Here is a 25,553-nt window from a genome sequence, read left to right on the forward strand (position 1 = left end):
TGGAAAATAGGGCTTCAAACGCGCCATCTGCGCATCGCTCAACCAGAAAAGATCAGACATGTTCACCGCTCGTTTTTCGAACCGTGAATCACGCCGCTAGACGGAAATCAATGGGTCCTGACCCTAGGTGGAGAGAGGAGAATCTGATGGCCATGCTTTCCTCTTTACTTCTTAATGTCTGGCGTAAGTTCTGGGAGGCTACGCCGCATCTAAAGTGCTCTATAGCTAGTGGAAGCTTTGAAGTTACAAAGGTCTTTTTGCGCGGATAATGGCCGGCGTCGTTCAAGGACACGACGAGGACAAGACCTCAAAGTTCGCTGTAACCTACCTGAAGATGCTCCGTTGCGCGACCGGTAGGGTCTTAAAAGAGGGAGCGATGCCACCTTATCTGTCGCACTAAGGGCGGCGTGGACACAAAACTTAATTCCAAACCCAAAGCAACCGACAGCCTGCGCGAAGTACAACCAGCGCCGCAATTGGGCCGAAAGCACGTTCGGCAGGCTCAAGGATTGGAGGTGTGTGGCGACGCGCCATGACCGAAGTCACAAGGTTTTCCTCTCCGCTATCGTTCTCGCACTAGTCGTCATCTACTGGTTTTGGATTTTGACACTAAGCCAAGAACTGAAAGTGTCACTTGAGAAAGTCCGAGAAAGGGAAGCCCGGGTGCCGGGCTTGAAAGGATAGAGAGAGCCTCATCCGGGTCCGGCATGACAAGGACCCTGATCATGGCCAAGACCACAACTCGCCCGAAACCCGCCACCTCCAAGAAGACCGAAGCATCCGGATCGGCAACGCCTGACGGCGCTGCCGACATCCGGATGATCCCGCTCGACCAACTGGAGTCGAGCCCGCTCAATGTCCGCAAAGTCGCCGCGGGTGCCAGCGATGACGCCGAGCTTCTCGCGAGCATCCGTGAGACAGGCATCAAACAGAACCTGGTGGTTCATGCGCTGTCTGCGACGCGTTTTGCGGTCGATGCCGGCGGCCGCCGCCTCAAGGCGCTGAAACAACTCGCCCAGGACGGCGACATTCCGGCAGATCACCCGGTGCCCTGCCTCGTCGAGGACGAGCGCGATGCTATCCTCACCTCCGCAACGGAAAACCTCCAGCGCGCCGCGATGCACCCGGCCGACCAGTTCGAGGCTTTTGAGGCGATGATCGGAGAGGGCCGCAGCGAGGGCGAGATTGCGCTGAAATTCGGCGTCTCGGTCGACCTGGTGAGGCGTCGCCTCAAACTCGCCCGTGTCGCGCCCGAAATCATCGAGCAGTTCCGCGCGGGCGACCTGACTCTCGAATGCGTGATGGCCTTCACGCTGACGGACGACCATGATCGGCAAATGGCGGTCTGGAACGCAGTGAAAAGCGGCTATCACATCCATCCGCAGAGCATTAAACGTCAGCTGACCGAGACCGCGCATTCGGCGAACTCGGCCCTGGGGCGCTTTGTCGGCATCGAGGCGTATGAGGCGGCGGGAGGTGTGCTGCTCCGCGATCTCTTCGATGATCGTGCCAGCGCCCATATGGAAAACCCTGAGCTCCTCGAACGCCTCGCCATCGAGAAGCTGCAAGCCGCGGCCAAATCCTTCGAAGCGGCGTGGAAATGGGTCGAGGTGCATCTCTCGGTGGATTACGGCGCGTTTCGCAGTTTTGGGCGGGTCTATCCGCAGGATATCGACCCCGATCCGGACCTGCTCGCCGAAGAAAAGCGTCTCATCGCGCGCGAGGAAGAACTAGCGGCGCAGAATGACGGCGAGGATTGGACGGATTCGGAGACGGAAGAATACTACGCCATCGAGCCGCGGCTCCGCGAGATCGAGGGCTTGCAGCGCGAACGGCAACCTTACGCAGACGAAGATCGCGCTATCGCGGGCGTGGTTTTGACCATCGGCCATGACGGGGCGCTGCGCGTCGAGAAAGGCCTTGTGCGGCCCGAGGATATTCCAGCCGCACCTGAGCCCGAAGATACCACCGCAGATGCGAATGGCGCCCCCTCCCCTGCCCGCCCCCATGTGACGCCGCCGACCTCCTCCACGCCGGTGCCGACCTCCGACCCGGCCGCGACGTTGCGCAAAGCCGATGGGATTTCGGCAAGCCTGGCCGACGATCTGCGCGCGACGCGTCAGCATATCCTGCGGGCGCATCTGGCGGCGGATTTCGAGGTGGCGTTCGATGCGATGCTTTACGCGCTCTGCGAGCCGGCTTTGGGACGGTCCTACAATAACGAGGCGCTCGACATCTCTATCTGTCCTTTCCAGGCGCAAAACCGCGAGGTGCTGCATGCGGACACCGTCGCCCAGAAGATGCTCGAGGCGCTGGAGCAGGATCTCGCCACTGACTGGATGAAGATGGAGAAACCGGATGACTTCCGGGTGATGTCGGCGCTGCCGATTGCGGACAAGCAGGCGCTTTTCGCCTGGGCGACGGGTCTGGCGGTCAAACCGCAGCTCTCCTCTGACAATCGTCCTTCCCCAATCATCGAGGAGATCGGCGCGCGGCTTGACGTCGATGTGGCGGCCTGCTGGCGCCCGACGGCACAAAACTACTGGGGCCGGGTCAACAAGGGCCATGCGGTGGCCACGGCGCGCAAGCTGATCGGCGACGACTACGCCGAGGATCGCAATCGCGAGCGTAAGGGCGATCTCGCCGCGGCCATGGAGCGGGCTTTCGCGGAAACGGCCAACGAGACGGAAGGTTTCGACGCGGCGACGGCTGCAAAGACGACGCGCTGGTTGCCCGAAGGGATGGTGTTTGTAGGTGCGACGGAGGCCGACGCGAAAATGATTGGCGATGCGCCCGAGGCCGAGGAGGGCGACGTGCCCGCCGCAGACGCTCTGGCCGAGGCAGAGAGTGATGAACCATCGTCCTTGCCCGCCTTCCTCAGCGGGGATGCGGCCTGACGAAGCAAACACCGATCTGATTGCCACATGAACTGTGGGCTGTCCTCACATCGAGGGCGGCCCTTTCCGGCTGGCGGGTTGCCTACAGCCGATATCGGATCGGCTGGCCCGTCACGGAGACACCCCATGACCACCACACTCGACCTCGATCCCGTTCGGGAAGCCGCACTCATCGCCGCCCAGAATGACACGTTTCGGCGTTCCGTATTTGGCAATATGCCCGTCGCCGATGCCCCTCAGGGCCAGTTCGTGATGACGCGTGGCGTCGCGGCGCTTGGGCCCGACGCCCAACTGGATCTCACCCGCCGTGTCGCCACGTTCGACGCGTTCAATGCCGACAGTGACCCGCAGGGATGGCACGAGATGGGGGTCATCGAATTCATTGGCACGAAGGTTTGGTTCAAGATCGACTTGTACGACGTCGACTACCAATATGGCTCGCCTGAGCCTTCCGACCCGAAACAGACGCGTCGCGTGCTGACCCTGCTTCTCCCGTCGGAATACTGACGCCTCCAATCCCTGCTCACCGCCCCGGATCGCCCTTGCACAAAAGGGCGGTCCTTTTGCGCTGGCGGGTTCCGAGGGTCGCGATTGTGGCGTCCCGTCCGCCGCAGGAGACCTCAGATGGCCAAGACACTCGATTACCAGATCACCCTTTATCCCGCGCATCGCGATGGCGCCTTCGTTGTCACCCAGTTCCAGATGCTGGGGAGCTATCCCGAAAAGCGCATCCAGGCTGCGGGCATGGATGACCTGATCGACAAGGTGACGCAGTTCGCGATGGAGCACGGCGAGAGCTGCAGCGCTTCGGTGCGTTGTCTCGCCCCGCGCAAACCGCCTGGGTTCAAGCGCGCGACCGAGAACCTTTATTTCAACCTGGTTGACCGGACAGCTGAAAACCGCGGCGACGCGGCGGCCTGAAGCCCGCTTGAGGAAACCACCAGGGCGGCCTGGCTGAGCGGTCGCCCTCCCCTCTCCCAATTCCAAAGGACCAAAGACATGACACAAGCGACTGATTTCTACGCGCAGATGCTCGAATCTCAGAGACGAGCTGCTGAACAGCGGGTCGAGACCCGTGCGGCGCTTCTCTCCGAGTTGCGCACCCTCGGTGCGACGAGCATCGAGGTGCAATACGAAGGCTACGGAGATTCCGGCAACGTTGAGGATGTCGTGGTGACGCCTGATGCGATCACCCTGACGGAGGAGTTGCGGCGCCGGGTCGAAGACTTCGGTTGGGATTTTGCCTATGCTCTGAGCCCAGGCTTCGAGAACAACGAGGGCGGCTACGGCGAACTGACCTGGTCGCTCGAGGCGGACAAGATCGATGTCAGCCACTCGAACCGCTATATCGCGTCTGCGACCACCGAACACGAGGGACTTTAACACATGGCACATCCCCTCCATCACGCCGAAAGTTCGGCCCGAAAGTTCGGTGGAGTTCCAGATGATTACCAGCATGTGCATGACTGGTTTGACTCATCCAAAGAGCACCTGGCCCTCTTTGTCCACCGAGCCTACCGCCATCATACGGCCGGAATCTATGATGCCCAACGGATCTTCGGACACAGCCTGACCAACAGCGCGGGCCGGGTCGTCCCGATCCGCTGGATTGGCGAGCAGCATGTGCGCGAAGACTGCCAGGGGCGCATCCCGTCGTTGGCGGACTGGCTCGCCCGCATTCAGCCGGAGCCGTGGATGGCCAATGGCCGGATAGACAACGATCCGACGCAGATCGGCAGCGATCCGCGCGCGGTCTGGATCGCGGCGGTGGCCAATCACCAGACCATTCTCGGGTTTGAGGATTGGCTTCTCAAAGTCTCGGTCGAGCACGTCCAGCATCGCCTGAACCGCGACGCCGCCTGATCCGTCGAGCGGCAAACTCACCAACCACCTGACCACGTCGCAATCGACCCGCTCGAGCCCCAACCGGCTCGGCGGGTCGATTGCGTTTCAAGAAAGGATAACGACATGCACGACCCTGTCTACGAGGAGGCCTACCAAGGCCACACCGTCAAGATCTACCATGACACCGACGCCGAAAGCCCGCGTCAGTGGTCCAACCTCGGCACATTGATCTGCTGGCATCGGCGCTATCGGCTGGGTGACAGCCACCAGTTCGACGGTCCCGAGGCGTTCCTACGCGATCTCGCTGGTGTCTCAGACCAAAGCGACCTCTCGATGGACCAGCTGCGCGACCGCGCCGAGTCCAAGTCAGTGCTACTGCCTGTGTTCCTCTATGACCATTCCGGTCTCGCGATGAACACCATCGGGTTCCACTGCCCGTGGGACTCCGGCCAGGTTGGCTATGTCTATGTGACGCTTGAGGCGGTCCGGACGGAGTTCGGTGTGAAACGCGTCACCAAGGCGCTGCATGAAAAGGCTGAAGATATCCTGCGCGCAGAGATCGTCAGCTACGACGCCTATCTCAGCGGCCGGGTCTACGGCTATGTCATCGAGCGCGATGGCGAGGAAGTCGATGCCTCCTGGGGGTTCGTCGGCGACTATGAGACGGGCTGTTTGCCCGAGGCGCGACACGCTGTGCCAGTTCCGTCGCCGGGTCAAACACCCCAGTCCGCTGCCGCTCAAGCGCAGGCTCTCCCTTAGAGGCGGGCAAAGGTGACACACAGTCCATTTATTGCGAGAGTCCCAAGTGACCTCGCATTGCTGCAATGCAGAAATGTCATGGCCCGGCTATTGTGCGGTCGCAGCATGACCACTATGCTTCTAATGTGATTGGTTCTCTCCTCCTCCCTGAGCCGATCTAAGCTAAACGGCGGCATCCACCTCCTCCCGGATGCCGCCTTTTTCTTTTTCAGAGCTCTTCCTGAAGGTTGTCCGGATACGTACGGCCGCCGATCGGTCGACGACGGACCCGTTTCGGATGCGCAGGCCGCAAACCGCCCAAGACTTAGGCGAGCTGGCAATGCCTCAAGCTGACAAGGGCTTACGCGGCAGCGCCCACAGACCCATCCCCAGATTCTGGGGACAAGTTTCCGCTGCAGGGCGGAGATCAGCAATCCCATGAAAGAGCGAGAGGCAGGGCGGGAGGGGTGACCCCTCCCGGGCGAGAGAGTGCGCACGGAGCTTGGGGCCAACCCTCAACCCCGGAGATTGCCGATGAACGCTCACCCCCATTCCGTCCCGCTTGCCGCCGAGCCCGAAGCCCCTGCCCTGTGCGAGGTTACAGGCTTTGCCCAACATCTCATGCAGGCTGCGACAGCCCTCGTTCCCCTGTTCGAAGCGGGAAGGTCTCTCGACGCCGCTGCCCTGCGCACCGCGATGGAGGATGCCTTCCGCGCCAGCGACACGAGCGGCGCCTGGGTCTGGAAAGACGCCTATGAGGCCGCCGAGATCGCCCAGATCTATATGCTCTCGCGCTACGGCGCATTGATGCAGCGCCAGGCGGCCTCGCCGCAGGCCTTCCTCACAATGATCGAACGTCTCGCCGGCCTGGCCCCGTCGCACACGCGGCGCTCGGAAGCCAGTATCCGTCTGCAACAATTCTCGACCCCTCTGCCCCTTGCGGCCATTGTTGCGCAGGCGGCGGGGGTTCGGGCCGACGACCTGGTCCTCGAGCCATCCTCTGGCACCGGCATGCTGGCAATCTTCGCACGGATATCTGGCGCTCGCTTGGCGCTGAATGAACTTGCGGAGACCCGCCGCGCCTTGTTGGGACTGCTGTTTCCCGATGCCGCATTGTCAAACCACGACGCCGCTTCAATCGACGACCGCCTCGACCGGTCCATCGTGCCCTCGGTCATCGTGATGAACCCGCCGTTTTCTGCGGCCAACCATGTCGAGGGCAAGTTCTTGCAGGCCACCAGCCAGCATGTGCTCTCCGCACTAGCACGCCTCGCGCCGGGCGGACGTCTTGTCATCATCACTGGCGAGAGCTTCCGCCCCTCCACGAAATCTTTCCAGTCAACTTTACATCGGATCGCACAAAGCGCAGACGTGGTGTTTTCCGCCGCGATCGACGGCAAGGTTTTCGCGCGGCACGGCACCACGATCGACACGCGGCTCACAGTGATCGACAAACGCCCGGCTGGCGCTGAAGAAACTGAGCCGGTCGCCATCGAGGCCGCCTATCATCCGATCTGCGCGACCACGGGCGATCTCCTCTCCGCAGTGCTCGCGCATTGCCCGGAGCGGTGCAGCCCTCCGCCCTGCCCCACCAGCGCGGCCTTGGCGGTGCCGAAACCCGCGGCGCGGACCAACCTGAACGCCCTGCGCAACGCCGCCCGCCAGGAAACCCGTGCCCTTGCCGAAGAACGTGCGAGGCATCCATTTGACGACATCGCGACGGCACCGCTCGACTATCTGCCGAAAGCCTGGAGCGAACCCGACGGCGCGCTGCAGGACACGGTCTACGAGGCCTATGACCTGCAGGCGATCCGGATCGACGGAGCGGCGGAACATCCGACAGCACTCGTGCAATCCGCCGCCATGGCCTCGGTGCCGCCGCCCGTGCCGAGCTACCACCCGCTCCTGCCAAAGAGCCTCGTCGAGGATGGCCTTCTCTCCGCGCCGCAGCTCGAAAGCGTCATCTACGCAGGCAATGCGCACCAGACGCATCTCAAAGGCTGGTTCAAGCGCGGCGAGATCGAAGGCCAGCTGATGGCGGCGGCCGAGGGTGACGAAGGCGTCTTCCGCCTGCGCAAAGGCTGGTTTCTCGGCGATGGCACGGGCTGCGGCAAGGGGCGGCAGATCGCGGGCATCATCCTCGACAACTGGCTGCAGGGGCGCCGCCGGGCAGTCTGGGTCTCGAAGAGCGACAAGCTCATCGAGGATGCGCGGCGCGACTGGATGGCGCTCGGTGGCCGCGAAAGCGATATCGTGCCGCTCTCGAAATACCGCCAGGGGAGCGACATCCTTCTCCCTGAGGGTATCCTCTTCGTAACCTATGCAACGCTGCGCTCTGCGACACGCGAGGGTAAAGCCTCCCGCCTCGACCAGGTCACGTCCTGGCTGGGCGAAGGGTTCGACGGGGTCATCGCTTTCGATGAAAGTCACGCAATGGCCAATGCTGCGGGAGAAAAGTCCAACCGCGGCGACAAGAAGGCGTCCCAACAAGGTCTTGCGGGGCTCGCACTGCAGAACGCTGTGCCTGATGCGCGCGTCGTCTATGTCTCTGCCACCGGTGCGACGGTCGTCGGCAATCTCGCTTATGCCTCCCGGCTCGGGCTCTGGGGCACCGGTGATTTCCCCTTCGTGGCACGGGCCGAATTCGTTGCTGCGATGGAGGCCGGCGGCATTGCCGCCATGGAGATGATCTCGCGCGACCTGAAGGCACTCGGGCTTTATCTCGCTCGGTCCCTCTCCTATGCCGGGGTCGAATACGAGATGCTGGTGCATGAGCTGACGTCCGCGCAGATCGCGATCTATGACAGCTACGCCGATGCCTATCAGATCATCCACAACAACCTTGAAGCCGCGCTTCAGGCCTCGGGCATTTCCTCCGAGACGGGCACCTTGAACGCCCAGGCGAAATCCGCCGCGCGCTCGGCCTTCGAGAGCAACAAGCAGCGTTTCTTCAACCACCTCATCACCGCCATGAAGTGCCCCTCCCTGATCCGTTCGATCGAGGCGGATCTGGCAGCGGGTCATTCGGCGGTGATCCAGGTGGTCTCGACCAGCGAGGCTGTGATGGAACGTCGGCTCGAGGAGATCCCGACGTCGGAGTGGGAGGACCTGCAGGTCGATTTTACCCCGCGCGAGAATATCATGGATTACCTGATGCACTCCTTCCCGACGCAGCTTTTTGAGCCCTACACCGACGAGAATGGCGATCTGCGCTCGCGCCCCGCCCGCGATGGCGATGGCAATCCGATTATCTGCCGCGAGGCGGAGCGGCGCCGCGATGATCTGATCGAGCATCTTGGGGCGCTCGCTCCGGTGCAGGGCGCGCTCGACCAGATCCTCTGGCATTTTGGCGCGGACGCCGTGGCCGAGGTCACGGGCCGCAAGCGGCGTATCGTGAAAACACGCGAAGGACGCCTCAAGGTCGAGAACCGACCCGCCTCCTCAAACCTCGGCGAAACCCAGGCCTTCATGGACGACGCCAAACGCATCCTGATCTTCTCCGATGCGGGCGGCACAGGGCGCAGCTATCATGCGGATCTTGGATCCAAGAACCAGCGCCTGCGGGTGCATTACCTGCTGGAGCCGGGCTGGAAGGCCGACAATGCGATCCAAGGGCTCGGGCGCACCAACCGCACCAACCAGGCGCAGCCGCCGCTTTTCCGGCCTGTGGCGACCAATGTCAAAGGTGAGAAGCGGTTTCTCTCCACCATCGCGCGCCGTCTCGACACGCTCGGGGCCATCACGAAGGGGCAACGCGAGACCGGAGGTCAGAACATGTTCCGCGCCGAGGACAACCTCGAGAGCCCCTACGCGCGCGCTGCGCTGCGGCACTTCTTCTACAAGCTGCGCGCGGGCAAGATCGACGCCTGTTCTTACGCGAAGTTCGAGGAGATGACCGGGCTGACGCTCGATGAGGCGGATGGCACCATGAAAGAAAACCTGCCGCCGATCCAGCAATTCCTGAATCGCTGTCTCGCGCTCCGCATCGACATGCAGGACGCGATTTTTGAGGCCTTCGGCGGGTTTCTTTCGGCGATCATCGAGGACGCGCGCCAGGCCGGCACGCTCGATGTGGGCCTGGAGACCCTGCGCGCCGAGAAGTTCGAAATTGTCGACCGCAAGGTCATCTTCGAGCATGAGGCGACGGGGGCGACGGCCACCGCCTTGACCGTGGAGCGCACCGATCGCAACGATCCGCTGACCTTGCCTCGTGTCAAACAGATCTGCTCTGAGTCGATGGGCGCGACGCTGTGCTGGAACTCCTTCTCGAAACGCGCGGCGCTGATGGTGAATGCACCTGCCTTCATGGATGAGGACGGTGTGCCAATCCTTCGGGTGAAGCTCCTGCGTCCCATGGCGGCCGAGATCCTTGCCCTGACCGAGTTCTCGAAATCGCACTGGGAAGAGATCGAAGATGCGATGTTCGAGCAGCTCTGGCGGGCCGAGGTTGAGGCGGTGCCCGAGTTTACCACCTCGAAGATCACGCTGATCTGTGGGTTGCTCCTGCCAATCTGGGACCGGCTGCCCGCTGACAACATGCGCATCTACCGCCTGCAGACCGAGGATGGCGAACGCGCCATCGGCCGCTTGGTCAGTCAGGAGCAGCTTCTGAACGTCTACGCGCGGCTCGGGCTCGACTGCCAGATCGAAATGACGCCTCAGGAAGTGCTCAGCGCGGTCATGGAGGCGAAGACGACACTCAGCCTCCTTGGCGGCTACCAGCTGCGCCGGTCGCTGGTCATGGGACAGCCGAGGCTCGAACTCATTGGGGCGTCAAGCACGGCCCTGACCGCACTGAAGGCGATGGGCTGTTTCACCGAGGTAATCCAGTGGAAGACACGGGTGTTCATCCCCGTCGACGGCATCGAGGTTCTGGCACGGGTACTCGCCGCGCATCCGGTTGGCGCAAGCGCCGCGGAGGCCGCTGCATGAGCGCGCGACGCAGTATTGCAGATCTCTCGGCCGATCTCGCAGACCGTGCTGAGAGTTTCTGCCGCCAGTACTTCTCCGAGGGACGCAAGCAGGGCAATTATTGGCAGGTTGGCGACACCTCGGGCGAAAAGGGTCAAAGCCTTGTCGTCCGGCTCCAGGCCCAGGGTGGGCGCAAAGCCGGATCCTGGACCGATTTCGCGACGGGGGAATATGGCGATCTGATCGATCTCCTGCAGCAAAGGCTTGGGTCGGCCACGCTCAAAGAAACGCTGAGGGAGGCCCGGGCCTTCTTGGGAGAGACCCCCTGCCCTGCCGTGCCTCGTGAACCCGGAAGTGCGGAGCGCCCGGATGCAGCCTCCAGCAAACGCATCACGCGGGCATGCAAACTCTTCGCCGCCGGCAAGCCGGTGCTTGGCACTTTGGCCGCCAGCTATCTGCAGGGGCGCGACATTGCGCGCTTCGGTCCTGCGCTGCGCTATCACCCGCGGGTCTTTCTGGGCCCCGGCGCGGACGACCCCGATCTGCCGCAAAGGGCCCCTGCCCTGCTCGCGAAGATCACCGACAATCGCGGGCAGATCACCGGATGCGCACGCTTCTATCTCGACCCGTCCACCGGCAGTTTGGCCGAGATCGAGAGCCCCAAGCGGATCCTGGGGAAGCTTCACGGCCATGCCATCCGCTTCTGGTCCGGCTCACCTCGCAGCGATCTCATCGTCGGCGAAGGTCTCGAGACCACCCTCTCGGTCGGTACGGCTCTCCCGGAGTTCGACCTCGCCTCCTGTCTCACCGCCACCCATCTCGGTCTCTTCATCCCGTCGTCAGGCGTCAAGCGTATCTGGATCGCGCGGGATAAGGACGAAGCTGGACGTAACGCATCATCGAGATTGCGTAACCAACTGGAAACGCTTGGAATTGCCTGTGGTGATCTCGTGCCGACGATGGGGGATTTCAACGACGATCTGCGGGCATTTGGCAGTGATGCGCTGCGCCGGTCCCTGCTCGAGGCCATGAAAGCTCAAGGTTTGGAGATCAAGGACGGGTGACCGCCAACCTCACCGGGGATGTCCGACCGGGCAAAGGTTCCGACGGTTCGATCTGATCCCGTTTGGATAAGGGGAGCGATGGGCCAGCGGGTCGGGGCTGAGTGCCCCTCGCCCGGGCAGCAATGCGCCGCGCACCAGAAAATTCCCCTGCCCCTTCGGCCCATTCCTCGCGGGACAATTTTCCGGCCCGTGGCGCATTCTCCGCTTTGCTCCGATCCTGACGGATGCGGCCCGGTCGCCGCCGGTCCTGGTATCGCCCCATCCAAATCGGGTCAGATCAAACAGAGGAACCTGACAATGCCCCATCAGACAGACATCCAAGAGGAAACCGGCGTGACCTCCGCCATCCTCGACCATCTCGCACTTCATGGCGCAACGCCCGGGCCCGGCGAGACCGATCATCGCCCCCTCCCCCAGCCCAACGAGGTCGAGCTCGCCTTGGCGACGCTCTTTGACACCACCATCGGCCTCCTCACCGGCAGCCAGTTGGAAGACAATCTCGAAGAGATGCTCTGGTCCCTGACCTCGATCTTCCATCGCCGGCTCACCCATATCCAGAAGCTTCACGATGACAATGAATTCGAGGTCCGGGAAAGTTTGGCAATCCAGGACGGCTCCGAGGTCGCCTCGGTCGAGCTTGAGCGCCTCCAGATGATCGGGCTCAAACTCTGGGACCATCGCGACGCCTTCGAGCAGATGCGCGATCTGGCCGTGGACCATTTCTCGGCCGCCACCGGTTCGCCCTGGCTGCCCCGCAGCGGATCCAAGGTCTCGCATCGCGGCCTCACCTCCGCCGTGGTCGACAGCCGGGCCTATCTCTCGGCCAAGCGCCGTAAGGAGACCGAAGTACACTGCCCCGAAGGCACGCGGATCGCTTTCTCGGGTGGGGATTATCAGGCCTATGATCTGATCTGGTCCGTCCTCGACGCCACGCACGCCAAATACCCCGACATGGTGCTCCTGCACGGGGGGACGCCCAAGGGTGCCGAGATGATCGCGGCCCGCTGGGCAGATACCCGAGGTGTAACCCAGGTGGTCTTCAAGCCCGACTGGAAGAGTCACGGCAAGGCCGCCCCCTTCAAGCGCAACGACAAGATGCTCGAGACCATGCCGCAGGGTCTGATCGCCACCCCCGGTTCGGGGATCACCGAGAACATCGTCGACAAAGCCCGCAAGCTCGGGATCCGCATCAAGAGGATCGGGGCTTAGGCCCCGGTTCACGTGCCGCGTAATAGATCCTGCACGACAGAAGGCTTCTTTGCGATCAGTGCCAGCAGAACCTGTGCCGGGCCTGTCGGGTGTCGGCGCCCGTGTTCCCAGTTCAGCAGCGTGCCTTTCGCGACGCCAATGCTCTTGGCGAACTCCGCCTGGGACAGGCCAGTCCGTTGCCGAACTTGGGCGACATCGACCTCAGCAACGGAAACTTCATGGACCTTCGCGCCGGCCAATTCGCCATCTGCGAAGGCCAGCGCCTCTCCCAGTCCCTTGGACACGGATTCAAATGCACTCATGTTGTGTCTCCATATTTCGCGACAAGCGCTTTGCTCATCTCTACCGCCGCGGCCTGCTCAGACTTCGACAGGTTGGCTTTCTCATTCTTGGCAAAGACCGTAATCAGAAAGATCGGCATATGGGTCCCGCCAAAGACATACACCGTCCTGAAGCCGCCGCTCCTTCCGCCCCCCTCTCTCGGGATTCGGACCTTCCGAAGTCCGCCGCCAAGAGAGATGCCCGCTTCCGGATTGGCGGCGATGAAGTCGATCGCGGCCTCTCGCTCCTGGTCCGACATGATTGCCTTGGCGCGCCTCTGAAATTCGGGCAGTTCGACCACTGTTTGCAATCGTGTCATCTCTTGTCCCATATAGGTTTTCGCGGCGTATGTGTCAATGACGTATAGTATGCGCACTCTAAGGGCAAGTGGGCAACTGATGCTAGAGCTAGGCAGCAGTATGCTCTGTCCGTTGGTTGCGGCGACCCTTGACGAAATATCTTGTCGCATTTTCTGACCGAACCAACTAGCCGGGCTGTCATTTGGGGTTATTGGATGGTTGCGGTGTCTCGTGGCGACCCGTCCTTTCGTTCCACGCTCTGTTCGCCTGCAGCACTCCTCCGCATCGTGGGCGCTTCAGCAAAGACAATCGGCGCGGTAGTGATCCTGACGGACGCGGTTTTGACATCTGCACTGTGTCTTACCTCCGGTGAGTTCGAAGGGAGCCAGGGCCCACGCGGCATCTCCCTCGGCTGTTCACCCGGTTTCCTTCGTGGCCGCCGCACTTCTCCCTTTGTCTGAGTTGCATGACATGCTGGTCGCAGCTGTCGTCCCGTCCACAAAGGTTGCCGCCGATCTTTTTCCCCTGACCCTGCGGGCCATTCCTCGCGGAGCAAAAAGACCGGCGCCTGCCCCTCTCCGCTGCGCTTCGCCTTCGGTGTGCCCGGGCCTTGGCCAGCTGCAAGGTGACCATCATTGCAACGCAAACAAGGAGAAGAGCAATGACCACGAACTGCATCAAATTCACCAGCGCCGATATCGAAACCGCCAAGGGCGTCGGCTCCATCTCGACCCTGACCTTCGACCTCGACATCACGGTCGAACCCGTCGCGAGCTCGAACCCGATGGCCCCCACGCACCGCGTCCTCGGCCGCTCCCCGCGCGGCAAGCTGGTCGAGTGCGGCGGCATCTGGAAGAAGCAGAACAAGGAGACCGGCGCCGACTACTACACGCTGACCATCCGCGACCACGGCTTCAACGCCAACCTCGGCAAGGCCGCGAACCAGGACGATCTGTCCCTGCAGGCCGTCATCCCCTGGGGGCCGAAAGACGCCGCGTGACGCAAAGAATCGGCTGGGGCAACCCAGCCGATTCCCGCTGCTTCCCTTCATGCTGACACGCATTCCCCGTATTTTGGGACCAGTGGTTGGCGCGCTTGGTAGAAGCAACTTATCACTGAATCGGCTCAAGGTGATGATGACGCAATCCGTTTTGGAGGAGACGGATTCGTGGTCCCCCTAGCGTTCTGAAGCTTCGAGCGCTTTACATTTTGACAGCCGTGCAGTGCAGAAAAATAAAATAATAACAGGTAGTTGAGGTGTAACGGGCGCGAAGTTAAAGTTGACTGCACATCCGAGCTAGTGACGGCTCCCCCTAGATATTGGGTGGCTACATTCCTCAATCGCTACACTTTGTCGAGACATCTAGGCACTCTGGTGGATTGGGTAAGATCTAGCCGCCGGGCGAAAATCGTTGTTAAGACTCGTTTTTCCGTGTAGATGACACTTTAATGAGCGAAATCGCTGAAAAAGCGATATTTAGAGGACAGGCGGATGCGAGAACGGTCTTTTGCGGCTGATACGAAGGATCAACCCTTCGACGAGATCATCCTACAGCAAGGAGAGCTGATTTCCGACCGCCTCAATATGTTGCGGCAGGAACAGTATCCTCCGGACGCCCAAAAAGGTCTACGTCAGTTTTCATTGGCCGAAGTTGCCTACTATCTCGGCGTAACACAGTCGACCATTAAGAAGCTTCATCTCGAAGGCAAAGGTCCTGAACCTGAAACATCGTCGTCCGGGAGGCGCAGCTACTCGGCCGAGCAGATGCTGGAACTGAGAGCTTATCTCGACAAGCATGGCCGCCCCGGAAAACGCCGTTATGTCCCCTATCGGCAACCTGGCGAAGAACTGCACGTTGTATCTGTCGTAAACTTCAAGGGGGGTTCCGGAAAGACCACTACCGCCGCCCACCTCGCGCAGCACTTGGCGTTGAAAGGGCATCGAGTTCTTGCGATCGACTTGGACCCTCAAGCCTCGCTCACAGCTTTGCACGGCATTCAGCCTGAACTCGACGACGTGCCTTCGCTCTACGAGACACTTCGGTATGATGACGAGCGCAAGCCGATCTCAGAGGTGATCCGGCCAACAAACTTTCCCAACCTAGATATCGTTCCGGCAAGTCTCGAGCTTCAAGAGTACGAATACGATACCCCAGTTGCTTTGACGAGCAGTGATCCCCATGAGGGCCGTACCTTCTTCACTCGCATATCGAAGGCGCTTAGCGAGGTTGATGATCGCTATGACGTGGTTGTGTTCGATTGCCCTCCTCAGCTGGGCTACCTCACGCTCACTGCTCTCACGGCTTCTTCCTCGGTTATTGTGACGGTCCATCCTCAGATGCTGGACGTCATGTCGATGAGCCAGTTTCTCCTGATGCTGGGCGGGATCATGAAGACGATCCGTGACGCTGGAGCGAACATGCGCCTGAAGTGGTTCCGTTACCTCGTAACGAGATTTGAACCAACGGACGGTCCCCAAAAGCAGATGGTTGGGTTCCTCCAGGCGATGTTCCCAAATCAGATGTTGTCGGCTCCTGTGCTGAAGTCTACGGCGATCTCCGACGCTGGGATCACAAAGCAGACGCTTTACGAAGTTGAACGGTCTCAGTTCGTGCGGACTACTTACGACCGCGCCGTGACGTCTTTGAATGATGTGAACGACGAAATCGCTGAACTGATCCACAAGGCTTGGGGGCGAGAATGAATGTGGTTTTGACAGCCGTGCAGAGAGCCAGTTTTGACAGCCGTGCAACTGTCGAAATGCGCGCTGCGTGTCCGTTGGATTCGGACGAAAGGGAGATGGCTTGATGGCTCGCAAAGACCTCCTAAAGAGCGTCATGGCCGGCTCGCCGGAGCAGCCGAAGGATTCCGGTCGCTCTGGATACGCAATGCGCGGTGCTTCGAAATCGATGAAGGTTTCGATTGATAGCCTTGCGGAGAACTCGAAGCGTCTCCTTGAAGGCGAAACCATTGTCGAGATCGATCCGAAATTGATCGATGTGTCATTCGTTTCGGATCGGCTTAGTGATGACGATGTTGCTTTCGACGAACTGAAGGCATCAATCGCAGCGAGTCGCCAGGACACGCCGGTATTGCTTAGGCCGCATCCGGAAGCGGATGGCCGCTATATGATCGTCTTCGGGCATCGCCGTGTGCGAGTTGCATCGGCGCTCGGCCGTAAGGTTCGCGCAGTTGTAAAACCAATGGACGATGTGGCCCACATTCTTGCTCAAGGTCAGGAAAACACTGCGCGCGCAGATCTCTCTTTTATTGAGAAGGCCCTATTTGCGAAGAGCCTCTTGGATATGGGGCAAGCAAAGGACGTGATCCAGTCCGCCCTTACCATCGATGGGACGTTGCTTTCACGGATGCTGTCAGTGGCGCAGAACGTCCCTCGGCACGTCATCGAACAGATTGGGCCGGCCAAGCAGATTGGGCGTGATCGCTGGGAAGACTTCAAGAAGTTGGCTTCGGAACCATCGAATGGCAAGATCCTCAAGGGAGCTTTGGAGTTCGACGAGTTTCAAAACCTCGACAGTGATGCTCGCTTTGAGTTCCTGCACAGCAAGCTGGCAGAAGCGGGCAGGGCGCCGAAGCGCCGAAAAACGCGTGCTACGCCCAAGAAGCGAACCTGGACCGCCGGCAAAGGCCGCATCAAGGGAGTCATCGGTCGTTCCGGAAAGGCATTCAGCATTTCGCTTACGGCACAAGATTCAACCGAGTTCGGGGACTTTCTCTCGGGTCGGCTTGATCAGCTGTACAGCGAATTCCTCGCGACGAAAGAGGAGCAGTCAGAACAATGATCTAGGCAAAAGAAAAGCCCCCAAGCAGCGTGGCCTGAGAGCTAATCTGAAAAGTTTGGTCGCTTAGAAGATATCTCTCCCGCGAATCACTGTCAACAAGAACGCCACTTCGGCGAACGGCTTTCTTTTGCCTCCACATAACTGGAGGTGAGAAACTGGCATGAAACATACAGGTTGGCGCAAGCCGACACCGGGTCTTGGCATTGCAGAGCAGCTTGCCCAAGCCGGTGAACAGGTGGCTGTACCCAAAACACGGGCCTTCGTGGCCGTGAAGCGGGTCGGTGCATATATTGGCCTCAAGGCCGGAGACATGATGCTTCTCGATACGCTCGGGGCCTTCACCCAGACCCAGGACTGGGAGGAAGGGCAACGTCCGATCGTCTGGGCTTCGAATGCCTATCTGATGGAGCAGACGGGGTTTTCGCTCTCCGCACTCAAGCGCCATGCACGGCGCCTGGCCGAGATTGGCGTGATCTCCTTCCAGGACAGCCCAAACGGCAAGCGGTGGGGCCGCAGGGACGCCGAGGGGCGCATTGTCGAGGCCTATGGCTTCGATCTGTCGCCGCTTTCAGCCCGTGTCGATGAGTTCGAGGAGCTTCATGCCGATTTGCAGACCGAGCGCGAGCTCTGCCAACGCCTGAAGCGTCAGATCACGGTGGCACGCCGGATGATCCGCGCGCGCATCGAGGCAGCCGTCAGCGGCGCGCTGCGCGGGCCCTGGACGCAATTCACAGGCCTTTTCGAGGAGCTTCTGGACCGGCTTCCGCGCCGTCACGAAGCCTCAGAGCAGCTTGCACGACTCTTGACTTGGTTCAAGGAGCTTCAGGAGCGCGTCGAGGCTGCCTATCTTAAGGCAACAGAGGTCGTTCAATCTGTGGAAAACACGCCGGAAACCAAGGAGCAAGTTGCTAAGAAGACTCAAAAAATGAACCCCAGGGAGGTCATTTCTGACCCTCATATACTAATTACAAACCAACTTAATCCTGTAACTAGTAATTCCTCAGAAAATGAGGAAGTCGCGGCCGCGGTGCCCAATGCTAAACCCGAAGATCAGGTTGATAGGGAGCTGGAAGAGTGGGTTGCTGAGGTACGCAAGAAGCGAGCAGCACTGGATCTGCCCACTGTGATGCAGGCCTGTCCCGAATTCGCGTCCTGGGCCCGAAATATGGGCGGGTTCCTGAAGGATTGGGGCGATCTGCATCGTGTTGCCGGGCAGCTCAGGCCGATGATCGGGGTGTCCGAGCATGCCTGGAACGTGGCGCAGGACCGATTGGGCAAACAGGTGGCGACAGCGGCGCTGGCGCTTGTTTTCGAGAAGCATTGCGCAGGCGAGGTTTCCTCCCCGGGCGGCTATCTGCGCGGCATGGTCGAGAAGGCCGGGACAGGGGATTTGCATCTCGAGCGCAGCTTCTATGGCAGGCTCAGCGGGCAGGCGGCGTGATGGGGCAGGGGGTCAGAGACCGGCAGCTTTGGTCAGGTTCACCCGGAACCGATCGCGCCGGCGCTGGTAGCGGCGGGTCATCTCGGCCGAGGCGTGTCCCAGTTGTTTCTGGACATAGCGTTCGTCGACCTCAGCGGAACTGGCAAGGCCGGCACGCAGCGAGTGGCCAGAGAACAGCGCCAGACGTTCCTTTTCGGGCAGTTCGGAGCGGATGCCGGCGTCCAGGACGGTGCGCTTGATCAGCCGGGCTACATGCTTGTCGTTGAGCCGCGTTTCGGAGGCCCGTTTGCCATCGCGCGATGTGCCGACAAAGACCGGACCGAAGTCGATCTTCGCAAAGTGCAGCCATTGTTCGAGAGCATGCACGGGGCAGGTCTGATCTTTCGAGCCGCGGCCGATCTCGACCTCGCGCCAGCCGGTCTTGGCATTGAGGGTCAGCAGGGCGCCCTTGTCGAAGATCTCGATCCAACCGCCAGAGTCCGGGGTGTCATCTTTGTGCGCGTCTAGGCTGACGATTTCTGAGCGGCGCAGACCGCCGGTGTAGCCCAAAAGTAAGATCGCTCGATCTCGCAATCCGCGCAGGTCATAGGGCAGGGTGGCAACCATCGCGAGGATGTCCTCGGCCAGGATGGCTTCCTTCTGCACTGGCGGGCGCGCGTGTCTGCGCTTGATTCCGGCCAGCACCGTGGCGATGTGACAGTTCTTCCGATCGAGAGTGAACCCCCGCTGCGCGTAGTTCCAGGCAAGGCCCGACAGGCGGCGGTCGATGGTGCTGACCGAAAGGGCAGGGGAGGGGCCAGACCCGGAGGCCAGATCGGCGAGGTATAGCCCGACCATCTCGGGTGAGGGGGGCAGCGGTTCCGTGCCCCTCATCCGGCACCAGCGTGCGAAGTGCGCCCAGTCCTTCGCATAGGCCTTCAGCGTGTTCTCAGACGCAGCAGCACGTGCGTAGTCGCGGGCCGTATCGACCAGCCGATCGAGCGTGCCTGAGCCCGCTACAAAGGACGGAAGGCTCAAGGCCTCGCCGTCAGGACGATTTCTCTCGTTGTCCTCGTTGGACGAAGGCCCGATTGGCACGTCTGAGCTCGATTTCTCGGTGTTTTCTGACATGCCGCTGAGCATATCTTTTCGGGTCCGATAAAGCAAACTTATTGGACATAGCAGTGAAAGACAGGGTGGGGCGGTTTGGTCGCTATTTAATGGATTGAAGCGCCGTCATGGGCTACACTCCTAGGATGACCCATGCCCAGCCCGATCCCACCGACTATTCTGACACGCTACCCCGGATGCCCGCCTGGGTCACTTCAGCACGTGTTGAAACCCTTGAAGATGTTGCGTTTTTGTCGGGTGCGGCGCTGAACAACCTGCATCTAGTGTTGGGACGCGAGTTGGTGCCCCAAGCCTTGTTGCGGGACCGGCTGGCGTTGCGTGCAGCGGAGGCTTGTGTCGCGTTCTCCGGGCGGTTCGAAAGGGCAAGCCTGTTGCGCGATGCGGTGCATCTGCTGCGCCCCGGCGACCTGCCCGGACCGGCGGGCGAGACCTATCTGGCCTGGCGACGTGCGGTGGAGCGGCCGGTGTCGATTAAGGCGCTGTGCCGGGCGCTCCCCGATCTTCAGGCCGAGCGGATCGCATGCTGGCTTGATACGGGGCAGGGCGCGCCGGTGCGCCGCGCGGCGATGGTACTGGAGATGGTTCTCACGGAGACGCCGAGACAGGAAGTCCCCGCGCTGATCCTCGCCGATGCGGCCCTAGCGCAGGCGGTTGGCTGGGATCATCTCATTCCACTTCTGGCCACGGGTCTGAAACGGGCCGACCTTCGCAAGCATGGGGACGACTTGCGGCTCGCCTGTCATCGCGCGCTTCTCTCGTCGGCGGCCGAGGCTGTGCGCCTCGCGGCAGATCTCGCGCGGCGGGCCGCGCATCTGAAGGCTGTCGCGCCAAAGCTGCGGGCCAAGGGGGCGGGCGAGGCAGTCGAGATGTTCCTGACCCGCGATGCCGTGGCACCTTCTGCGCTGCCCCTGCCGGATCGCGCCGCCCGCCGGCTCTGCGACCGGCTGGTCGACCTCGGCGCGGTGCGAGAGCTGACCGGCCGCGACACCTTCCGGCTTTACGGGGTGTAGCGATGGTCAAGGATCGCTCCGAACCCGTGTTTGACCGCGAGCTGACGGACCTTCTGCCGGAACTGCGTTGGCGAGAATGGATGCGCCGGATCGAGGCGGTGCTCTTTGCCTCGGCCTCGCCGGTCGCCCGCGAAGACCTGGCGCGCGTGGTGGGGCAGGGGGCCTCGGTCGACTTGCTGGTCGAGGACCTAGCCGCCGATCTGGAGGGACGGGCGTTCAAGATCGCGCAAGTCGCCGGGGGCTGGATGTTCCGGTCGCGGTCCGCCTACGCGCCCGCGATCCGTGCCGCCGCAGATGTCGGGGACCAGTTGATGGATCTGAGTGAATTCGACGTCGCGATTTTGGCCGCCATCGCCTACCATCAACCGATCACCCGCGACGGGCTGAAAGACATCTTCGGCAAGGAAATCAGCCGTGATCTGATTGGTCGGCTGCATGTGCGCGGGCTGATCGGGACCGGGCCACGGTCGCCTCGGCGCGGTGCGCCCCATACCTTCGTGACCACGGAGCAGTTTCTTGTCGCGTTCGGGTTGGAAAGCCTGCGTGATCTTCCGGATCGGGAGCAGTTGGTGGATGCCGGTGTAATGGGTGTTCCAGATCAGGTAGTGTGTTCCCAGCAAGCCTAAAGTTGAACAACGTGTGCGAGATGAGCCATCCAGCGGCTTTTGCTCTGACCACCAGCAATTCTATCTTGCTTTTATGGCCGCTTCCATCTCTCGGCTTCGATTTGGGTGCGACTTAATTTTCGGACTGTCCGCGCACCATTGTACCTGCCCTTGACGAACCCAAAAGTGGCAATGGCACTGGTTAGTTTGCCGGATCGATGGCTCCACAGTCGGCCGACCGAGCCAGTCAAGCCGCACCGACCAACGCGGGCGCCGACTTCTACTCAGCGACAGCTGGATCTTCTGGCCGCAGCCGCCCGGGCACTGGAAGCAAGCCCATTTTTCGATGCTGCCGTCTCGGACGACAACCAATGCATCTGCCGTTAGGGCAGTGGTCTCGGGATGCGTGGCCTGCACCCGGCCGACTAGGTCGACGCGGGGGATAAACCGGCACCAGGTCAGAAAGCGTCGTGCAATGTTACCAAACATCTTCTCAACCCACCCTATCCATGAAAGGGTCGACATCACCCCGGCCCCAGTAACCCTGATCGACACACAGGATGCACCCGGGATTTTGCTTTGCCCCCTGCAATCGATCAATCCCGAGATCAAAACGCCGAATGCGCTGCGCCGCCCAGCCGCCATCGCCTCGATAACCGGTCAAACCCTGCAGCAGCTCGTTGACGGCCATAGTCGCTGTTTCCGTCGTGAACGTGACGACCGCTGGTGCTGGATTGCCGCCGCCGCGCACATAAGCTTCACGTTTCTGACGCTCATACTCCGCCGGCGCGGCACGACGCAGTTCTTCCTCCGCCGCCCGATGTGGGTGTGCGATACCGCGGCACAGAAGGCAAGGTGTGCCAGGGCGCAAGACCGTCGCCCGGCCAATCATGTTCCCAACTTGACCGTCTTCACCACGCGGTGTGAGTGCGAGTCCCAGATCAATGACCGGGCGCAGGTAAAAATATGCGAACCTACTTAGAAACAGTCGGCCTGCGTGATCATCAGTGCACCCAAAGATGATGTCGCAGGAGAGCAAGGCATCGCGTGCCTCATCTGCATCCGCCCAGTGCGGGATCACAACCGGGCGGACACCAAGACCAAGACCCGCCAGTTCTCGCGCGACGACTTCGACCTTAAGCCGCATGCCATCGGCATCGTCCCGTCGAGCTCCATGCAAGCGGTTCAGATTGCTCACTTCAACAATGTCTTCGTCGAAAAGGGCAATCTGGCCGACGCCGAGCCGGGCCAACAGCATCGCAACCGCACTACCCGTGCCGCCACAGCCCACGACACCGATTTTCAGCCGGGCCAGCAGAAGATTCAGTGAAGGTCCGAAGGCAAGCGCTTGCCGCTCGAAGGCTTCTCCGGAAAACCCGCTCAGCCCATTCAGAACACGAAGCCGTGCACCAACGGCTATGACAGCATCGCTGTCGATCGGCTGGGTGTCGTCGATCCACAGACGTGCTGCGTAATCACAGATATCACCATCAATCAGCAGCAGGCTTGCTAACATGACGCCGGCACCATTCCGGTTCCGCGCCAGTCGATACAGTTCCCGTTCGTTTTTTTCGTCCTGTGTGGAGAATTCGGGATACCCGCCCGGGTGGCTATGGGCGATGCCGACGATCAGGCCTTCTGCTTTTGCCACACGACACAGGTCAAGAAACGATTTCGTTGACCAAGTGACATGCTTGTCGCTGGCCGAAATCAGATCCTCGTCCGGAACTGGGATCACGCGGTAGGACGTCAGTCGCAAACGGGATTGGCGATCCCAAGGGTCCATCGCGACACGGCTCACTCCATAAAGCACGTAGGCTGCGGCTTCATGGCCATCGGGGCGGTGCAGGAGCGCCCGAAGCTCGGCTTCGTGACGTTCCTGCAAGGTGAAATCGAGGCGGCTCATGCCGCAATCTCCAGCGCCGTCTCAACCCGCTTAAGCATGGTCCAGATACCATCGGTGCCGGGACGCCAGTCGCTGTTGTGCCGCGACCAACGCTGCCAGCGCTGCCCATTGAAGATCAGCGGCTGGTCGGCTTGACGCGGGTAGCGGCTCGAAAGGGCCAGTGTCAGCCAGGGCTGCGCATAGAACATGTCCGGCGCAGCATCCGGATAGCCCCGCGGCAGCAGGATCAGGATGTCGGCCTGTGCCACCTGATATTTGCCGTCCGGTAGGCAATAGCCTCGCAGGATTACACCGGTCTGCGCTCCTTCGCGGTATTCGACGAAAGTCAGGCCGCGTCCTTCGAGGTATCGGCGATCACGCATAGGCAGGATGGGGGCTTCCGCGCCTTCGGTCGAGGTAGTCGCCCCGGTGAAGAACCTCTCCAGACCTTTTCCGTCCAACCTGACGAGCTCGTTGTCGTCGATCGGACGGTCCTCAGCGCCACGGATTTCCATCCAGACACCGTAGTCCGGTTTGTCGGCGGCACCTGCCAGCTGCTTCAGGACCCGGCCGCTGATTACGCAGGCGCCCCATTCCTTCACCTGACCATCCAGTTCGATGCGGTGGGATTCCGCACTCTTGAACACGATGAAGCGCTCAACCCCTGCCGTGCGCAGATCGACCGTCTCATCGAGCGTCAACTCTTTCAAATCGTCATTGCGAAGCAACTGGAACACCAAGCGCTCCTCCGCGGGACGCGCCGAGACGAGGTCCAGAAGTTGCCTCCCGGTCGGCACCGGATCGTCGATCCGGTATCCGTCAAAGGTGAGGTCTCCATTGCCGACCTGCACCCGGTACGGCCCCTGGGGGCGTGGGTTCCGTCCAGCAGCGACGCAAGCCGCCACGTCTTCAAGTTCAATCGTTTCCAGCGCCATGGCCAGTCTCCTTTTCTGTGCTCGCCGATCCAGACCGGCCTCATTTGGTGGATATAGTAGCCAAAGAATGGCCAGTCAATGGCTAACTGTAGGCTATTTTTAAGTTGACAATTGCTTCAAGTATGGCTATGTCTCACGTGTCTTGGAGGATAAGGAAATGAGCAAGCGAACGATGACGCTCAATCTCACAGATGCGGAGATGGGCGTTTTGGAAGGCCTTTGCGCCAAAAAGGATCTCAGCAAGATCGGCGTGATAAGGCAGGCCCTGCGTCTGTATCAGATGGTCGATGTCCGGCTCGAGCGCGGCGACAAGCTGTTCTTCGAAGACGACAAGACCAAGGATAAGTCGGAAGTCATGATGCTATGACCGCCTACCAGGTCCATTTGTTCGATGCCGCCGCTGGTGCGATGGTCGAGGCCGATCTGCATGACGAGATTGCCGAGAAACAGCTGATCGACTGGCAGTTCCAGTGGCGTCCGGCCGTCCAGGCCTACATGAAGCGTCTGGTGGACAACGGTATCGGTCCCGCCGACACCGCTTGGCCCCAAAGTTGGCACTGGGACTGGCGCGGCAAGATGAATGAGGTTCGTGGGCTGCTCGGCCATACTGGGTATAGTGTCGTCTGCCGCGATGTGACCCAAGGCATGATGCGGCTAGATCTCGCCTCCCGCCGTGCTCGCTTGGACTCTCAGGCCGGACAGGATCTGGTCTATGTCGACTATCTCGAAGTCGCGCCCTGGAACTGGCGCGAACCTTATGCCGACGCGCCGATTTATCGACTGGTCGGCCCTGTGCTGATGCACGCCGCCATTACCCGCAGTGTCGACGAAGGCTTCAAAGGCCGCGTCGGCCTGCATTCCCTGCCGCAAGCAATCCCGTTCTATGAGCGCTGCGGCTTCACTAACCTCGGCACCCGGCCCGACGAGTATGAGGGCAAGTTGCCGTATTTCGAGTCCACACCGGGCGCCGCCGAGGCATACCTAAAAGGAGAGCTAAAATGACTTACGGTATCTCCGCAGAATGGTCCAAAAAAATGCTCGCATTCGACGAGCATGTTACCCCTGGAGCTGGAGCTCTTGCCACGCGCCCACATGTTGACCCTGATGCGGTATCTCTGCGTGTTGAAGAAACCCGACTGGTATTCGGCCACTTTATCAATGTCGCGCGCAGACAGCGGCGCCTGACAATCGAAAAGCTCGCCGACGACGCGGACATCGAGGTCGGCGAGCTGCTGAGTATCGAACAGGACCCTCATTACGAACCCGATCTCCGGACCGTATGGGGGTTGTCGAACGCGCTTGATCTGCCGCAGCCAAAGCTGATGGAACTGGCTGGCCTTGCGGTCCCAAAAGAAGGCCATTGGCTGGAAGAAGTCACACGATACGCCGCCAGGTCCGCTCCGATCAAGGATGTGACACCAGACGAACAAGCCTTTCATGACGCTGTTGTTGCAGCGCTGACGATGAAAGCGACGTAACA

General features: G+C 61.0%; 24 protein-coding genes. 18 read left to right on the plus strand and 6 right to left on the minus strand.

Annotated elements, in window-relative coordinates:
* Window positions 1-725 precede the first annotated feature (725 nt).
* From PRI8871_RS18820 to PRI8871_RS18860, 9 genes are all read left to right on the plus strand, one after another.
* A complete protein-coding gene (locus tag PRI8871_RS18820; RefSeq protein ID WP_108887766.1) occupies window positions 726-2,897 on the plus strand; it encodes a ParB/RepB/Spo0J family partition protein in 2,172 nt (723 codons plus the stop codon).
* A gap of 126 nt (window positions 2,898-3,023) precedes the next feature.
* The gene (locus tag PRI8871_RS18825) at window positions 3,024-3,404 is read left to right on the plus strand and encodes a DUF3768 domain-containing protein (RefSeq protein ID WP_108887747.1); all 381 of its coding nucleotides are present in this window, start codon (window positions 3,024-3,026) and stop codon (window positions 3,402-3,404) included.
* A gap of 117 nt (window positions 3,405-3,521) precedes the next feature.
* Entirely contained in the window at window positions 3,522-3,818 is a 297-nt protein-coding gene (locus PRI8871_RS18830; RefSeq protein ID WP_009574130.1) for a hypothetical protein, read from the plus strand.
* 78 nt (window positions 3,819-3,896) lie between these two features.
* A complete protein-coding gene (locus tag PRI8871_RS18835) occupies window positions 3,897-4,280 on the plus strand; it encodes a DUF6878 family protein (RefSeq protein ID WP_108887748.1) in 384 nt (127 codons plus the stop codon).
* Between the two features lie 3 nt (window positions 4,281-4,283).
* Window positions 4,284-4,760 (plus strand): DUF6915 family protein, encoded by a 477-nt coding sequence (locus PRI8871_RS18840; protein ID WP_009574134.1) that lies wholly within the window; start codon window positions 4,284-4,286, stop codon window positions 4,758-4,760.
* A gap of 105 nt (window positions 4,761-4,865) precedes the next feature.
* Window positions 4,866-5,501, plus strand: coding sequence for a hypothetical protein (locus PRI8871_RS18845; protein WP_009574135.1), 636 nt, complete (start codon window positions 4,866-4,868; stop codon window positions 5,499-5,501).
* 513 nt (window positions 5,502-6,014) lie between these two features.
* The gene (locus PRI8871_RS18850; RefSeq protein ID WP_108887749.1) at window positions 6,015-10,412 is read left to right on the plus strand and encodes a strawberry notch-like NTP hydrolase domain-containing protein; all 4,398 of its coding nucleotides are present in this window, start codon (window positions 6,015-6,017) and stop codon (window positions 10,410-10,412) included.
* The gene (locus PRI8871_RS18855) at window positions 10,409-11,455 is read left to right on the plus strand and encodes a DUF7146 domain-containing protein (protein WP_108887750.1); all 1,047 of its coding nucleotides are present in this window, start codon (window positions 10,409-10,411) and stop codon (window positions 11,453-11,455) included. The genes PRI8871_RS18850 and PRI8871_RS18855 overlap by 4 nt, the downstream gene beginning before the upstream one ends.
* Before the next feature lie 297 nt (window positions 11,456-11,752).
* Window positions 11,753-12,664, plus strand: a complete 912-nt coding sequence (locus PRI8871_RS18860; protein ID WP_108887751.1) for a DUF2493 domain-containing protein — start codon at window positions 11,753-11,755, stop codon at window positions 12,662-12,664.
* Between the two features lie 8 nt (window positions 12,665-12,672).
* Here PRI8871_RS18860 and PRI8871_RS18865 read toward each other — a convergent pair whose 3' ends face one another.
* Together PRI8871_RS18865 and PRI8871_RS18870 are read right to left on the minus strand one after the other, a co-directional pair.
* Window positions 12,673-12,966 (minus strand): helix-turn-helix domain-containing protein, encoded by a 294-nt coding sequence (locus PRI8871_RS18865; protein WP_108887752.1) that lies wholly within the window; start codon window positions 12,964-12,966, stop codon window positions 12,673-12,675.
* Window positions 12,963-13,304 carry a type II toxin-antitoxin system RelE/ParE family toxin gene (locus PRI8871_RS18870; RefSeq protein WP_108887767.1) on the minus strand — a complete coding sequence of 114 codons (342 nt, stop codon included), beginning with the start codon at window positions 13,302-13,304 and terminating at the stop codon, window positions 12,963-12,965. The genes PRI8871_RS18865 and PRI8871_RS18870 overlap by 4 nt, the downstream gene beginning before the upstream one ends.
* A gap of 641 nt (window positions 13,305-13,945) precedes the next feature.
* On the opposite strand from PRI8871_RS18870, the gene PRI8871_RS18880 reads away from it, so the two are divergent.
* The 4 genes from PRI8871_RS18880 to repC all read left to right on the plus strand — a co-directional run bounded on the left by PRI8871_RS18880 (window position 13,946) and on the right by repC (window position 18,528).
* Window positions 13,946-14,284: a DUF736 domain-containing protein gene (locus tag PRI8871_RS18880; protein ID WP_008335659.1), complete on the plus strand. Its 339-nt coding sequence runs from the start codon at window positions 13,946-13,948 to the stop codon at window positions 14,282-14,284.
* Window positions 14,285-14,776: 492 nt separating this feature from the next.
* Entirely contained in the window at window positions 14,777-15,988 is a 1,212-nt protein-coding gene (gene repA / locus PRI8871_RS18885; RefSeq protein ID WP_108887753.1) for a plasmid partitioning protein RepA, read from the plus strand.
* Between the two features lie 103 nt (window positions 15,989-16,091).
* Window positions 16,092-17,087 (plus strand): plasmid partitioning protein RepB, encoded by a 996-nt coding sequence (gene repB / locus PRI8871_RS18890; RefSeq protein ID WP_108887754.1) that lies wholly within the window; start codon window positions 16,092-16,094, stop codon window positions 17,085-17,087.
* Between the two features lie 160 nt (window positions 17,088-17,247).
* Window positions 17,248-18,528, plus strand: a complete 1,281-nt coding sequence (gene repC, locus PRI8871_RS18895; protein ID WP_108887755.1) for a plasmid replication protein RepC — start codon at window positions 17,248-17,250, stop codon at window positions 18,526-18,528.
* 12 nt (window positions 18,529-18,540) lie between these two features.
* Here repC and PRI8871_RS18900 read toward each other — a convergent pair whose 3' ends face one another.
* Window positions 18,541-19,650 (minus strand): tyrosine-type recombinase/integrase, encoded by a 1,110-nt coding sequence (locus PRI8871_RS18900; RefSeq protein ID WP_370742199.1) that lies wholly within the window; start codon window positions 19,648-19,650, stop codon window positions 18,541-18,543.
* Between the two features lie 113 nt (window positions 19,651-19,763).
* Between PRI8871_RS18900 and PRI8871_RS18905 the strand changes: the two genes are divergently transcribed.
* Both PRI8871_RS18905 and scpB read left to right on the plus strand, forming a co-directional pair.
* Window positions 19,764-20,648: a DUF1403 family protein gene (locus PRI8871_RS18905; protein WP_108887756.1), complete on the plus strand. Its 885-nt coding sequence runs from the start codon at window positions 19,764-19,766 to the stop codon at window positions 20,646-20,648.
* A gap of 2 nt (window positions 20,649-20,650) precedes the next feature.
* Window positions 20,651-21,274, plus strand: a complete 624-nt coding sequence (gene scpB / locus PRI8871_RS18910; protein WP_108887757.1) for an SMC-Scp complex subunit ScpB — start codon at window positions 20,651-20,653, stop codon at window positions 21,272-21,274.
* 60 nt (window positions 21,275-21,334) lie between these two features.
* On the opposite strand, the gene PRI8871_RS19910 is transcribed toward scpB, so the two are convergent.
* The 3 genes from PRI8871_RS19910 to PRI8871_RS18925 are packed head-to-tail and all read right to left on the minus strand — an operon-like array spanning window position 21,335 to window position 24,073.
* Window positions 21,335-21,778, minus strand: a complete 444-nt coding sequence (locus PRI8871_RS19910) for a ubiquitination-like system serine protease family protein (RefSeq protein WP_306418463.1) — start codon at window positions 21,776-21,778, stop codon at window positions 21,335-21,337.
* Window positions 21,747-23,159, minus strand: coding sequence for a ThiF family adenylyltransferase (locus PRI8871_RS18920; protein ID WP_108887758.1), 1,413 nt, complete (start codon window positions 23,157-23,159; stop codon window positions 21,747-21,749). Before PRI8871_RS18920 ends, PRI8871_RS19910 begins: the two co-directional genes overlap by 32 nt.
* The gene (locus PRI8871_RS18925; RefSeq protein ID WP_108887759.1) at window positions 23,156-24,073 is read right to left on the minus strand and encodes a multiubiquitin domain-containing protein; all 918 of its coding nucleotides are present in this window, start codon (window positions 24,071-24,073) and stop codon (window positions 23,156-23,158) included. The genes PRI8871_RS18920 and PRI8871_RS18925 overlap by 4 nt, the downstream gene beginning before the upstream one ends.
* Before the next feature lie 157 nt (window positions 24,074-24,230).
* On the opposite strand from PRI8871_RS18925, the gene PRI8871_RS18930 reads away from it, so the two are divergent.
* The 3 genes from PRI8871_RS18930 to PRI8871_RS18940 are packed head-to-tail and all read left to right on the plus strand — an operon-like array spanning window position 24,231 to window position 25,551.
* Complete coding sequence (locus tag PRI8871_RS18930) at window positions 24,231-24,440, plus strand: hypothetical protein (RefSeq protein ID WP_009574260.1); 210 nt, start codon at window positions 24,231-24,233, stop codon at window positions 24,438-24,440.
* Window positions 24,437-25,075 (plus strand): GNAT family N-acetyltransferase, encoded by a 639-nt coding sequence (locus PRI8871_RS18935; RefSeq protein ID WP_009574259.1) that lies wholly within the window; start codon window positions 24,437-24,439, stop codon window positions 25,073-25,075. Before PRI8871_RS18930 ends, PRI8871_RS18935 begins: the two co-directional genes overlap by 4 nt.
* The gene (locus tag PRI8871_RS18940; RefSeq protein ID WP_009574258.1) at window positions 25,072-25,551 is read left to right on the plus strand and encodes a helix-turn-helix domain-containing protein; all 480 of its coding nucleotides are present in this window, start codon (window positions 25,072-25,074) and stop codon (window positions 25,549-25,551) included. Before PRI8871_RS18935 ends, PRI8871_RS18940 begins: the two co-directional genes overlap by 4 nt.
* Window positions 25,552-25,553: the final 2 nt, after the last annotated feature.

Source organism: Pseudoprimorskyibacter insulae (assembly GCF_900302505.1).
Taxonomy (GTDB): Bacteria; Pseudomonadota; Alphaproteobacteria; order Rhodobacterales; family Rhodobacteraceae; genus Pseudoprimorskyibacter; species Pseudoprimorskyibacter insulae.